13 protein-coding genes are annotated in these 12340 nt (G+C 42.1%); 8 read left to right on the forward strand and 5 right to left on the reverse strand.

The features are described from left to right. The first annotated feature begins 245 nt into the window (after positions 1 to 245). Positions 246 to 1631 carry a DNA repair protein RadA gene (gene radA, locus P4S60_RS03395; protein ID WP_337115005.1) on the forward strand — a complete coding sequence of 462 codons (1386 nt, stop codon included), beginning with the start codon at positions 246 to 248 and terminating at the stop codon, positions 1629 to 1631. 40 nt (positions 1632 to 1671) lie between these two features. Next, positions 1672 to 2604, forward strand: coding sequence for a hypothetical protein (locus tag P4S60_RS03400; protein ID WP_337115006.1), 933 nt, complete (start codon positions 1672 to 1674; stop codon positions 2602 to 2604). 26 nt (positions 2605 to 2630) lie between these two features. On the opposite strand, the gene P4S60_RS03405 is transcribed toward P4S60_RS03400, so the two are convergent. After that, a complete protein-coding gene (locus tag P4S60_RS03405; protein ID WP_119852332.1) occupies positions 2631 to 2969 on the reverse strand; it encodes a BON domain-containing protein in 339 nt (112 codons plus the stop codon). 217 nt (positions 2970 to 3186) lie between these two features. Continuing rightward, entirely contained in the window at positions 3187 to 4419 is a 1233-nt protein-coding gene (srmB, locus tag P4S60_RS03410; protein ID WP_105181234.1) for an ATP-dependent RNA helicase SrmB, read from the reverse strand. Positions 4420 to 4495: 76 nt separating this feature from the next. On the opposite strand from srmB, the gene P4S60_RS03415 reads away from it, so the two are divergent. Next, on the forward strand, positions 4496 to 5194 hold the full coding sequence (locus P4S60_RS03415; RefSeq protein WP_337115007.1) for a tRNA1(Val) (adenine(37)-N6)-methyltransferase: 699 nt from the start codon (positions 4496 to 4498) through the stop codon (positions 5192 to 5194). 3 nt (positions 5195 to 5197) lie between these two features. Here P4S60_RS03415 and P4S60_RS03420 read toward each other — a convergent pair whose 3' ends face one another. Next, positions 5198 to 5881, reverse strand: a complete 684-nt coding sequence (locus P4S60_RS03420; RefSeq protein ID WP_337115008.1) for a hypothetical protein — start codon at positions 5879 to 5881, stop codon at positions 5198 to 5200. 57 nt (positions 5882 to 5938) lie between these two features. After that, positions 5939 to 6373 carry a hypothetical protein gene (locus P4S60_RS03425; RefSeq protein WP_337115009.1) on the reverse strand — a complete coding sequence of 145 codons (435 nt, stop codon included), beginning with the start codon at positions 6371 to 6373 and terminating at the stop codon, positions 5939 to 5941. Between the two features lie 104 nt (positions 6374 to 6477). Here P4S60_RS03425 and P4S60_RS03430 point away from each other — a divergent pair, with 104 nt between their 5' ends. Then, positions 6478 to 6906, forward strand: coding sequence for a DUF2147 domain-containing protein (locus tag P4S60_RS03430; protein WP_337115010.1), 429 nt, complete (start codon positions 6478 to 6480; stop codon positions 6904 to 6906). Between the two features lie 40 nt (positions 6907 to 6946). Here P4S60_RS03430 and fldB read toward each other — a convergent pair whose 3' ends face one another. After that, complete coding sequence (gene fldB / locus P4S60_RS03435; protein WP_054551247.1) at positions 6947 to 7468, reverse strand: flavodoxin FldB; 522 nt, start codon at positions 7466 to 7468, stop codon at positions 6947 to 6949. A gap of 128 nt (positions 7469 to 7596) precedes the next feature. Here fldB and xerD point away from each other — a divergent pair, with 128 nt between their 5' ends. The 4 genes from xerD to prfB all read left to right on the forward strand — a co-directional run bounded on the left by xerD (position 7597) and on the right by prfB (position 12318). Further along, a complete protein-coding gene (gene xerD / locus P4S60_RS03440) occupies positions 7597 to 8484 on the forward strand; it encodes a site-specific tyrosine recombinase XerD (protein WP_229677541.1) in 888 nt (295 codons plus the stop codon). Between the two features lie 59 nt (positions 8485 to 8543). Continuing rightward, positions 8544 to 9278, forward strand: a complete 735-nt coding sequence (gene dsbC / locus P4S60_RS03445; protein WP_337115011.1) for a bifunctional protein-disulfide isomerase/oxidoreductase DsbC — start codon at positions 8544 to 8546, stop codon at positions 9276 to 9278. Positions 9279 to 9354: 76 nt separating this feature from the next. Then, positions 9355 to 11076 (forward strand): single-stranded-DNA-specific exonuclease RecJ, encoded by a 1722-nt coding sequence (gene recJ / locus P4S60_RS03450; RefSeq protein WP_337115012.1) that lies wholly within the window; start codon positions 9355 to 9357, stop codon positions 11074 to 11076. A gap of 143 nt (positions 11077 to 11219) precedes the next feature. Next, positions 11220 to 12318, forward strand: a protein-coding gene (prfB, locus tag P4S60_RS03455) for a peptide chain release factor 2 (RefSeq protein WP_105181232.1) whose coding sequence is annotated in 2 segments (ribosomal slippage) — positions 11220 to 11294 and positions 11296 to 12318 — 1098 coding nt in all. Because the reading frame shifts where the segments join, the coding sequence is not laid out codon by codon here. Positions 12319 to 12340 lie beyond the last annotated feature (22 nt).

A 12340-nucleotide genomic window follows, 5' to 3' on the forward strand; every position in this document is an offset into this window, starting at 1 on the left:
GCCAATTAAATGGCAAGCACTGTAAAGTTTTATTTGTAAGCAAAAACTGTGCCCTTAACTATTTCTTAATTAAGCACTTAGCTAAATTAAGCGTTTTTCAGGGGGTCAAGTTACAACATATTATCTTTTGTGATTATAAAAATGACTCACACTTAATCGTCTGAGTCATAAGTTTTACTTTAGCTATTATATGCTTGAAAATACAGAAATAGTCACAAATCAGCTACAAAAATAGGTAAGGCCGAATGGCAAAATCAGCAAAAATCGAATTTGTCTGCACTGAGTGCGGCATGAACTATCAGCGTTGGCAAGGACAGTGTAAATGCGGAGCATGGAATACGCTGGCAGAATTTAAGCCTTCAGCAGGGCAATCAAAACAAGCGGCAAGCCGTGCGGCAGTGGCAGGTTATGCTGGTATCGCAGGTGGTGGCTCAAAGAAAATCAATGAAGTGGCGACCACAGAGGCCGAAAAACGCCTTACCGAAATCGGTGAGCTAGACAGGGTATTGAGTGGTGGTGTTACGACAGGTTCAGTTAACATTATCTCAGGCGACCCAGGTGCCGGTAAAACTACCTTGCTCTCAGATTTAGTCGCACGTATGTCAAAACTTATGCCGTCTTTGTACTGTACAGCTGAAGAGTCTCTATCGCAGTTCAAAAACCGTGTGAATCGCCTACGTTTAGATTACAACGAAGACGAGCTGTACTTGCTGTCTGAAACCAGCGTTGAAGCCATCATTGAAGAACTTGATAAAAACAAAATTAAGTTCGCTGTGATTGACTCAATTCAGGCCGTGATAACAGAAACGGCAAATGGTAGCCCAGGCTCGCCATCGCAGGTTAAAAGTGCAGCGCAAGCTTTAACACAATACTGTAAGCAAAATGATGTAACTATGTTCATCATTGCCCATGTTAACAAAAATAACGAAATTGCAGGGCCGCAAACACTCGTGCATATCGTTGATGCTTTATTGCATATCGATACTAACGATGGGCAAATCAGAACTTTACGTGCTAATAAAAACCGTTTTGGCGATATCGACACCGTGGGTATTTTCAGAATGTGTGAGCGCGGAATGCTGAGCGTTGATAACCCAAGTGAAATCTTTTTGTCAGGCTCTAGTACAGAATCTCCGGGCTCTGCTATTACTTGTATCCGTAAAGGTAACCGTAATTTACTACTCGAAATCCAATGTTTAACCACAGAAACTGAAGCTGAATTCCCGCAACGAGTATGTGTTGGTTTAAACATGAACCGCATCAAGATGCTGACGGGCATTTTACGTAAGCACACAAAAACAAAAATCTTTCACGACACTTTTTTCAACATTGTCGGTGGCTTAAAAATCGATGAGTCAGAAACCTGTATCGATTTAGCATTAGTAACAGCGTTATTAAGCAGTTTGAACGAATTTGTTGTACCCCGCACCACCTGTATTATGGGCGAGCTAAGTTTAAATGGTGATGTAAGACCAATCGACAGTGGCGTACCTCGAGTCAAAGAAGCTGCTCAGCATGGTTTTACCGAGATTTTTATCCCGCATCGCAATTACCATAAATCAATGGAAGGCCTTGGGGCGAAGATCACGCCGGTGAAAACGGTGCATGAACTATTGTCGTTAATCAACTAATGATACACTGCTAAAAATTACACCAATTAAAGGAAATAAAATGAAGAAGTTAATTATTGCAGCGGTTGTTGCTGCGGCTGTCGGTGGCGTAGCTTACGCAAATTACGCAGCTACACAGGAAGTGAAAAAGGTGGTTGATAAGCAAATTAGTGCGTTATCAATTCAAAGCGGTGTAGATATTAAATACAGTGATATCTCAGCAAGTATTTTTGATAGCAGTATGCAGTTATCTGATATCACTGTTTCAAATAGTTTAAGTAATGAGCCTGTTGCAACTATCGACAGCATTGATGTGTCAGGTTATGAAGTTGATGCGATACCACCGCACACAGGCTTTGTGATGACTAACTTTCGTTTTAGCGATGAGTTCTTAGCGCAGCTACCAGAAAACTCAAATAACAAGCTAGCATCAACAAGCTATAACGTAAATTCATCACTTGATTACAATAAAGACTCAGGCGACAGTGACTTTGCACTTAAAGTGACTGCGAATGAGGTGGCTGATGTGAATTTCAATCTTGGTTTAGCTGAAACCACAGCGTTAATGGAAGCATCACTTGCTGCGAGTCAAATGCAAAATGAAGCAGCGGATGGCCAGCTAACCTTAGAGCAGCAATTACAACAGCAATCAAAGATGATGGCAGCACTCACTCAGTTAGAGCCGCGTCGTATTAATCTGTCGATAGCTGATGAAGGTGAACTTAAAGCCGTGGTCGATAGCTTCTTAACTGCGCAAGGTATGACGCATGAGCAATTTAAGCAAGTGGTAGCCATGCAATTACAGCAAGTTCCTGTGAGTGAAGAACTTGCCACAGCGATCACTAATTTTGTGAATGGCTTATCGTCTTTCTCTGTGTCGGCAAAATTACCTGAAGGTAAAGGCATGATGGAGATTAATCAGCAAATTCAAATGCTGATGGGTCAACCAGAAGAGCTTGCGAAATTTATCAACCTACAAGCAAGCGGCGCATAATCTCAAGCCCCTCTGTAAATCTAGCCTTAAAGTGATGGGTGATTGAGCTTACTCACTTTAAGGTTGTTTTTTATCTGCATCACACCTTGGCTGTGCTCTAAAAATTTTTGTGCTAAAGCTCGTTGAAAGCCTGTTTCTGCAATGCCTTTTAGTTCAACAGTATCACCATCAACAATCACTTGTAGGTTTTCAATTCGAAAATTAGGATTGCTTGTTAATTTCTGCAGTGCCATTTGCTGTAAGCGCGGTTGAGCCGATGTGCTAGTTGTTAGCACGCTGGTATTGGCGCTTACGTTCGTTGCGCATGCAAGTAAAAAAAGACAGCTTAGTGATGTAAGTACTACGGTTAATTTGAAGCGGCTCATACAATTCCCTCGTTAATGTAGTCTGCTGTGAACTATTGCTGAACCAGTTACAATTATTATTCCAATGTTTAACTTGTTGATTTTAATGGGTTTTATTTGTGTTAATGGGATGGGCGGGTAATAAAGTGTGAACTAATTACACACTCATTAGGTAAAAACGGGTAGGGTACAAAAATGCCGAGACAAGCTCGGCATTTTTTCAGTAAGGGTAATAAAGCTACTTTTTCTTCTTCACTTTAGCTTTGGCTTTTTTCTTAGCCTTCATTTTTACTGGATCTTTTTTCTTTTTAGAGGGGATTTTCGCTTCTTTGTGCTGTGGCTCAAAGCCTTTAATCACTCGGCGTTTAAGCTTTTGTTCGATGTAGCGCTCAACCTTGCCTAAAATTGCCACGTCGTGTGCTTCAACAAATGAAATCGCAATACCTTTTTTACCAGCGCGGCCAGTACGGCCAATACGGTGTACGTAAACGTCTGCGGTACGAGGCATATCAAAGTTGATAACATGGCTGATATCAGCAACATCAATACCACGTGCAGCAACATCCGTTGCAACTAAGATATTATTACGACCTGAGTGAAAGTTTTCCATCGCTTTCATGCGTTTATCTTGTGGCATTTCACCGCGTAACCAAGCAACACGAAGGCCTTCGTTGTTTAATTCACCAATTAATGTTTCTAAGCGCTCACGAGTTTTAACAAACACAATTGCTTTATGGATGTCGTCACCATTTAACGTTTCAACCAACATTTTAAGTTTGTGGTCGTAGTCATCCGCAAGGTGAACCCATTGGTGGATTTTGCCTTTCTCTTTACGTGAAGATTCGGCTTCAAGGAGTGCCGGATCGTTTAATATACGCTCTGCAAATAACTCAACGCTGTCACCTTCAAGGGTGGCTGAGAATAAGAAACATTGGCGACGGTTACGTGCTTCATCACAAATACGAAGCATTTCTTTACGAAAACCCATGTCTAACATGCGGTCAGCTTCATCAAGAATAAGCACTTCAACATTTTCAGCATGGAAGTTCTCTGTTTCAAGGTACTCCATTAAACGCCCTGGTGTGGCAATGAGAATGTCGTTATTGCTTTCGAATATTTCTCTGTGTGTCCCGTAGTTTATACCACCTGTCACAACCCCAATTTTAAGATGAGTTTGTGCTGCAAGTAATTCGCATTGCTCATGAATTTGATAAGCAAGTTCACGGGTTGGTGTCATGATCAATACGCGCGCAAAGCCAGGATCGCGACGCGGGAAATCAAGCAAGTATTGAATTGCAGGGATCAAAAACGCGGCTGTTTTACCCGTACCAGTAGGGGCAGATGCCAAAATATCACGACCTTGAAGAGCTTCAGGGATCGCTTGTTGTTGAATACTGGTTGGCGTATCAAAACCCATTTTATTAATGGCATTTAACAGCTTGTTATCGATATCAAATTCAGAAAATTGCATAGAGTGACATAAATAGAGGACAATTGAGCCTAATTATACGCGTTAACGCGGCTGTGGTGAATGAAAAGGTGAAAAAATGTCAGGCTTTGTGTTTAAACAATTTACAGTAACGCAAACGCGCACGGCGATGAAAGTATCGACTGATGGTATTTTGTTAGGGGCGTGGGCTGATGTAAGTGGTGCTAAGGGCATTTTAGACATTGGCACAGGCACAGGATTATTGGCGTTAATGGCAAAACAAAGAACGCCTGAAGCAAAAGTAAGTGCCATCGAAATTGACGCGGGTGCCTGTAATGATGCCAGAGATAACTTTGCGGCTAGCCCTTGGCCAGAAATAAACCTTTTCGAAGGAGCAGTACAGTCGTTTAGCGCAGCAGAGCCTTTTGATGCGATCATCACCAACCCACCTTATTTTAATGCGAGCCTAAAAGGTGATAATCATGCTCGAAATACAGCCCGCCATACTGATGGCCTTAGCTTCAGCGAATTAATAGCATCATGTTCTAGGCTGAGTCACAGTAAAACGCGCTTGAATGTGATCTTGCCTTGCGTAGAGGCAGAGCAATTCATTGCTGTTGCAGCGCAAGCAGGCTGGTACTTAAATCGTCATTGTTTGTTACGTACTACCGAGAAAAAACAGCCAAGTCGCAGTCTGTTGTTATTCAGCCAAAACAGCGGTGAATGCGAAACAACGTCGTTAACTATACACGCTGCAGATGGTAGCTACAGTCAAGATTACAAAGAGCTATGTAAAGCTTTTTACCTAAACATGTAATGGTTATTCAGCGATGCTGGCTTCAAGACCATCTTCACTTAAAAGTAACGTGTATGACTGTCCATATGATGCATTGCAGATTGAGACTGGTTCATAGACTCGCTTATCTTCATCATTAAGCTTTGATACTTTTAAGTCATCAGCGCAGTCATCAATGTGGTACCAATAACTTAATTGATTTTGATATAAATTGACGATTTGATTTTCGACTTTTAAGCGAAGGTTTTCTGTTGCAAGAATACGAATCGCAAAAAAGTCGTCTTTATCATCATTGGCTTTTTTGACGAGTGTTAAACGGAGCTTTTCTTCATTTTGCCAAGCCACAAAATGATAAGGTTGATCTTGATCTACCTGATACATCTGTGAGGCTGAGTTACTTGTGTCGCTGTGATCGACTACATAAAAGGAAATGCGGCTGCGTTCATTGTGAGCATGTGTTACATCAACGGGAAGTGATTGCGATGCAAGCGTATCAACATAGTATTGAGAGTCTTTAACTTCTTGAGCATCACCAAACAGGTCAGTGTTTGCCATGTAATAGTCCACTTCTAAATCAGTGGTATTGATGAGTGTGTAATTGTTCTCATACATTTCGTCGCCAAAGTTATGAGTTTCTTCAACTTCTAACTCATCACACCCTACAAGCAAAATGCTTGCGGCAGCTATTATTGGTAGCGCACTTTTCATTGTTATTCCTTTTACAACTGAAGGAGCTGTTTAGCCTAATAAAAGGTCATTGTACCTTTATCGTTTACTAAATTGTACCGGTGGTTGTAATTGCATGACTTCATCAAGCTGAATTTGCTGAACATATTCAAGCTCTAATAGGGCGTCTAACACGGCTTTACTGTGCGACTTTTCTATTTCGGCGCTGCAAAAATCAATAATGCTAAAGCGGCGTTTGATCAGCAGACCTTTGATGTCAGGTAAAGGCTCTGTGGTTTCAATTAGCACGCGGGTTGTTGGGCAAGGGTCGGCATAGCCTGAGCGTAATAACTTCTTTAAATTAAACAAGTTATCATCAAGCCGACCTAGTTCAATGGCAGCTTTAGCGCTATCAGGAATAAATAATGGCTCAGCAAAGCGATTTATTTTTATTTCGCCAGTGGCGTTTATTGTGGCAACCTGATTACTGTCGTAACTGACAATATCACCGGTAATTAATGTGAATTGACTCATTGTGTTCCCTCGCAATGTTGTGTCGATTTCAGAGCTTAGCAAAATGGTGTGTTTGTTTAAGCTCTGATATAGTGCCAAAGTCTTAAGTTTTATACGAGTTTTTTATGTTACGTTTATCAATTGCTTTATCTGCCTTATTATTTTCTCAATTGAGCTTTGCCGCATTGACGCCTGTGGGTCTTTGGAAAACCATTGACGAAGAAACGAATGAAGCGAAATCTTTAGTACGTATTAGTGAGCAAGATGGTGTATTGGTTGGCAGTGTTGAAAAAATCCTTAACCCAGCTAAACAAGATGCAATCTGCGAAAAGTGTAAAGGTGATAAGAAAAATCAGCCTATTTTAGGGTTACAAATTATTGAAGGTGCTAAAGATGCCGGTGATGGTAGCTGGCAAGAGGGTGAAATTTTAGACCCAAACAATGGTAAAACCTATACCCTTAAACTAACACCACAAGAACAAGGCAAGGTGTTAGAAGTGCGCGGTTATATTGCGTTTTTCTATCGTAATCAATATTGGCAACGCGTTGAATAACCATTAAAAAAGCCAAGCAATGCTTGGCTTTTTTAATGGTTTACAAGCTTTCGCTGTACTCAGTCATGACCTGTTCAACCCAGCTTGCAATACGTTCATCGCTGAGCTCGTATTGGCTGTCTTCATCAAGGGCTAGGCCTACAAATTGTTTACCATCTTCAGTGAGTGCTTTTGAAGCCTCAAATTCATAACTTGCATCGTTAGGCCACTTGCCTAGCAAGGTAATGCTTTGATCACAAATTTCATCGTGTAACATGCCAAGTGCATCTTGGAACCACTGACCATAACCTTGTTGATCGCCCATACCAAACAGAGCCACGGTTTTGCCGTTTAGGTTAACATCTTTAATGTCGTCCCAGATTGATTCCCAATCTTCTTGCAACTCACCAAAATCCCAAGTTGAAATGCCGAAGATAACAAAATCAAATTGCTCTGCATTTTTTAATGGTTCATCTTTGATATTGTGAAGGCTCACGATGTCGTGACCAATAATATCGCGAATTTTCTCTGCCGCTATTTCTGTGTAGCAGGTTGTAGAACCATAAAATAAACCAATCTGCATCGTATTTATCACTGTGTATTTGCCTGATATGATAGGCGTAAGTTTACCGTAAGGTATAATCAATTGATACCTTGATAAGGATGAGAGTACGCGTGGCTGATAATAATTCACAAGCCCAAAAAGGTGTAATGACAGCAAATAACGCCGAACATTTAGAGTTATTTTTAGATACGCTGTATCTTGAGCAAGGGGTTAGCGAAAATACACTCGCCGCTTATCGCAGTGACCTTGAAAAGTTTTGCCAATTTTTAAAAGATAAAGACCTACTGGCTGTCCGCTCAGATGATATTGAAGCGTATTTAGCATACCGTGTTGATTTAGGACTGAAGTCGCGCAGCACAGCGCGTAGCATCAGCGCGCTGAAGCGTTTTTATCAGTATTTTGTGCGCGAAAAAGCCATTGCCGATTCGCCGATGGTCAATATTGCTCAGCCAAAAGCTGGGCAGTCATTACCAAAAACACTGTCAGAAGCAGAAGTAGAAGCTCTGCTTGCAGCCCCAGACATAGAAGATGCAATGGGGCTTCGTGATAAAGCTATGCTTGAGCTGTTATATGCCACAGGGCTTCGTGTTACAGAGCTGGTGGGGCTCAGAATGGAGCAAATTAATTTGCGCCAAGCGGTGGTCTTTGTAAAAGGTAAGGGTAATAAAGAGCGCTTAGTTCCCCTAGGTGAAGAAGCGATGTACTGGCTTGAGCAGTTTTTAAAAGTAGGCCGTTCGCAAATGATTAAACATGCCACTGACTTTGTGTTCCCATCTAAGCGCGGGATTGGCATGACACGACAAACTTTTTGGCATCGCATCAAACACTATGCTATTTTGGCATCAGTTGAATCGCCGTTATCACCGCATACGCTCAGACACGCGTTTGCAACGCATTTGCTTAATCATGGGGCGGACCTTAGAGTCGTGCAAATGATGTTAGGTCACAGTGACTTATCAACAACACAAATTTATACCCATGTAGCGAATGAAAGATTGAAGTCGGTACACGAGCAACATCATCCACGTGCTTAGTGCAAGATTTTTAAAGATGTACCGGTCTATATAAAAAATGATCAGGATATAGGATATTTATGAAAAAGTTAGTTTTAGCCACAGCACTACTAGGCACAAGCTTAAATGTGTTTGCCAATGGCGTATCAACAACAGACGCTGCTGATGCCCCGATTATTGCTAAGTTTGCTGAATTAGGCGTAACCGTTAAGCAAATCAATCCAAGCCCAGTGGCAGGCCTTAAAGAACTAATTACTGACAAAGGCGTGCTGTATGCAAGCCCTGACGGTCAATTTCTAATGCAAGGAACACTGATTGACCTTAATAACCGAGTCAATCTAACAGAACATGCACTGAGCGATGTACGCAAAGAAGGCATTGCTGAATACGAAGATTCGATGATCGTTTATAAAGCGAAAAACGAAAAGCATTCAATCACGGTATTTACCGATATCAGCTGTGGTTACTGCCGTAAGTTACACCGTGAACTTGATGATTTCTTAGAAGCGGGTATCACCGTTAAATACCTTGCTTTTCCACGTGGTGGTTTACGTGGTAAAGGTTACCAAGATTTAATGAATGTATGGTGTGCTAAAGACCCTGCTGAAGCATTAACAGAAGCAAAAGCGGGTGCAGACGTCGCTGCAGTGCCTGGTTGTAACGCACCAATTGCAGAGCACTATCAACTAGGTCAAAGCTTTGGAATGTCGGGTACTCCAGCAATTATTTTAGAAGATGGCACCATGATCCCAGGTTATCAATCAGCTGCGCAAATTAGCCAAGCGCTTGATGCCTTACCAAAAACATCTTCATAACTGATTTTTTAACGAAAAGGCCTATTTGTCGTAGGCCTTTTTTATTTGTCTTAAGCTAAGAAGTACCGTTTCCGACATGGAAAAAATAATTCAAGCTCGTCCTCGTGTTGATGATTCGCATCTACCACACCATTTACACCCTGTAATTAAGCAAATATATGCGACTCGTCAGGTGCAAAATGCCACCGAACTCGATAATAGCGTCGCGACATTACATGACTTTAAGTTGTTTAAAGATATCGACAAAGCTGTGGTGCTATTGCAACAAGCCCTCGCAGCTCAAAGTCGCGTGTTAATCGTCGGAGACTTTGATGCCGACGGCGCAACCAGCACAGCAACCTTAATGCAAGGTCTTGCTATGTTCGGCTTAAAGAACCTTGATTACTTGGTACCAGACAGATTCAGCCTAGGTTATGGCTTAAGTCCTGCGCTTGCTGAGCAAATCGTGACTATGCAACCTGAGCTGGTGATCACTGTTGATAACGGTATTTCATGTATTGACGGCATTGCCATTGTAAAGCAAGCGGGTATTAAGGTGCTGGTTACAGATCACCATTTGCAAGGTGAAGCCCTACCAGATGCCGACGCTATCGTGAATCCGAATCGCCATGATTGTCAGTTTCCATCGAAGTCGATAGCTGGCGTTGGGGTTGCTTTTTATCTGCTCATTGCTTTACGTAGCCACTTACGTGAACAAGGATATTTTCAGCATCAGCCAATGCCAAATTTGGCTGAGTTACTTGATATTGTAGCCCTTGGTACCGTTGCCGATGTGGTAGCGCTTGATGCCAATAACCGTACCTTAGTTCATCAAGGTTTAGCACGTATTCGTAGTGGTAAAACACGCCCTGGTATTAGTGCTCTCATTGAAGTGGCAAATCGCAATGCAGCCCGTTTAAGTGCCAGTGACTTTGGCTTTTCATTGGCGCCACGCTTAAATGCAGCAGGGCGTTTAGATGATATGAGTTTAGGTATAGCCTGTTTGTTATCTAATGATATAAACCAAGCACGCCGTATTGCCGGAGAGCTCGACAGCCTCAATCATGAGCGCCGTGAAATAGAGCAGGGCATGCAAACTGAGGCACAAGCTGTGCTTGACCGTTTAGCATTTAAAACTGAGTCAGTGCCTGATGCCATTTGTTTATATCAAGCTGATTGGCATCAAGGTGTCATTGGTATTTTGGCTGGCCGCTTAAAAGAAAAGTATCACCGCCCGACGATTATTTTTGCCGCTGGCGATAACGGCGAAATAAAAGGCTCTTGCCGCTCTATTGAAGGGCTGCATATGCGAGACTTACTCGAGCGAGTGAATACACTCTATCCGCATTTGATCAGTAAATTTGGTGGCCATGCGATGGCGGCCGGACTGAGTATCAATGAGCAGTGTTTTACTGAATTTAAAACCGTGTTTGAGCAAATGGTGACAGACACACTCACTGAAGAGCATAAGCAAAGTATTTTACTTACCGATGGTGAATTACCTAATGAGTGCTTTTCGATGGAATTTGCCAACTTAATAAAAAATGCCGGCCCTTGGGGACAGCAATTTCCAGAACCAGTGTTCGAACATGTATTCGAAGTAATACAGCAGCGCATTGTCGGTGAAAAACACTTAAAACTAGTTTTAAAACATCAATCTGGACGGTTAGTTGACGGCATTGCATTTGGTGTTGATGTGCGTGCATGGCCAGATACCGAAGTGCGTTATGTGAAAGCTGCTTATCAACTCGATATAAACGAATTCCGTGGTAAATTTTCGCTACAGTTGATTATTCGAGAGCTACAAAAAGCGACATAAAAATATCGTTATAATTGACATAAAAGGCTAATAAAACGCTCGGTTTTTTGTTAAAATCGGGCGTTTTTAATATTTGTAGATAATTTACCGTATTTATTGTCGATATCGGTGCGCGGTAAATCAGCCATTTTGGAGTAATGTACATGTTTGAAGTGAATCCTGTGATTAATCAAATCAAGGAAATTCGCGAACGTACTGAACTGCTTCGGGGGTACCTTTGACTACCCTCTTAAGAAAGAGCGGTTAGAAGAAGTTAACGCAGAACTTGAAGATTCAGCAGTGTGGAATGAGCCAGAGCGAGCTCAAGCACTTGGCCGTGAAAAGTCGGCACTCGAAGCTATCGTTGAGACCATTGATAATCTAGTGTCAGGTACCGAAGATGTTGAAGGTTTAGTCGAGCTTGCTGTTGAAGCTGAAGATGAAGAAACCTTCGCTGAAGCTGAAGCTGAATTAGGCGATTTAAACGCACAGCTTGAAAAGCTAGAGTTCCGTCGTATGTTCTCAGGCGACCATGACCAAAACGATGCTTACCTTGATTTACAATCAGGTTCTGGCGGCACTGAAGCCCAAGACTGGTGTAACATGCTACTGCGTATGTATTTACGTTGGGGTGAAGCAAAAGGCTTTAAAGTTGAACTAGTTGAAGCAACTGATGGTGATGTGGCTGGTATCAAGGGCGCAACAGTGCGCTTTGTTGGCGAATATGCATACGGTTGGTTACGTACAGAAACAGGTGTTCACCGTTTAGTGCGTAAGAGCCCGTTCGACTCAAGTGGTCGTCGTCATACCTCGTTTGCATCGGCATTCGTTTACCCAGAAATCGACGATAATATCGAAATTGATATTAATCCGGCAGACTTACGTATTGACGTTTACCGTGCATCAGGCGCTGGTGGTCAGCACGTAAATACAACAGAGTCAGCGGTTCGTATTACCCATATACCAACCAATACGGTTGTACAGTGCCAAAACGAGCGTTCACAGCACAAGAATAAAGACCAAGCAATGAAGCAGTTAAAAGCGAAGTTGTTTGAACTTGAAATTCAAAAGCAAAATGCTGAGAAACAAAGCCAAGAAGATGCTAAATCTGATATTGGCTGGGGTAGTCAAATTCGTTCATACGTACTTGATGACTCGCGCATTAAAGATTTACGTACCGGCGTTGAAAACCGTAATACACAAGCGGTTCTTGACGGCGACTTAGATAAATTTATTGAAGCCAGCCTTAAATCTGGCCTATAACCACCAAGCTAAAAAAGAGCTA

The organism is Pseudoalteromonas sp. Hal040, assembly GCF_037162425.1.
Lineage (GTDB): Bacteria > Pseudomonadota > Gammaproteobacteria > Enterobacterales > Alteromonadaceae > Pseudoalteromonas > Pseudoalteromonas gelatinilytica.

Excerpts from the sequence above, each read along its gene's own strand:
- P4S60_RS03400 (WP_337115006.1), top strand. The coding sequence starts at position 1,672 with ATGAAGAAGTTAATTATTGCAGCGGTTGTTGCTGCGGCTGTCGGTGGC.
- P4S60_RS03425 (WP_337115009.1), bottom strand. The coding sequence starts at position 6,373 with ATGAGTCAATTCACATTAATTACCGGTGATATTGTCAGTTACGACAGT.
- recJ (WP_337115012.1), top strand. The coding sequence starts at position 9,355 with ATGGAAAAAATAATTCAAGCTCGTCCTCGTGTTGATGATTCGCATCTA.
- P4S60_RS03405 (WP_119852332.1), bottom strand. The coding sequence starts at position 2,969 with ATGAGCCGCTTCAAATTAACCGTAGTACTTACATCACTAAGCTGTCTT.
- xerD (WP_229677541.1), top strand. The coding sequence starts at position 7,597 with ATGACAGCAAATAACGCCGAACATTTAGAGTTATTTTTAGATACGCTG.
- radA (WP_337115005.1), top strand. The coding sequence starts at position 246 with ATGGCAAAATCAGCAAAAATCGAATTTGTCTGCACTGAGTGCGGCATG.
- P4S60_RS03420 (WP_337115008.1), bottom strand. The coding sequence starts at position 5,881 with ATGAAAAGTGCGCTACCAATAATAGCTGCCGCAAGCATTTTGCTTGTA.
- dsbC (WP_337115011.1), top strand. The coding sequence starts at position 8,544 with ATGAAAAAGTTAGTTTTAGCCACAGCACTACTAGGCACAAGCTTAAAT.
- P4S60_RS03430 (WP_337115010.1), top strand. The coding sequence starts at position 6,478 with ATGTTACGTTTATCAATTGCTTTATCTGCCTTATTATTTTCTCAATTG.
- fldB (WP_054551247.1), bottom strand. The coding sequence starts at position 7,468 with ATGCAGATTGGTTTATTTTATGGTTCTACAACCTGCTACACAGAAATA.
- srmB (WP_105181234.1), bottom strand. The coding sequence starts at position 4,419 with ATGCAATTTTCTGAATTTGATATCGATAACAAGCTGTTAAATGCCATT.
- P4S60_RS03415 (WP_337115007.1), top strand. The coding sequence starts at position 4,496 with ATGTCAGGCTTTGTGTTTAAACAATTTACAGTAACGCAAACGCGCACG.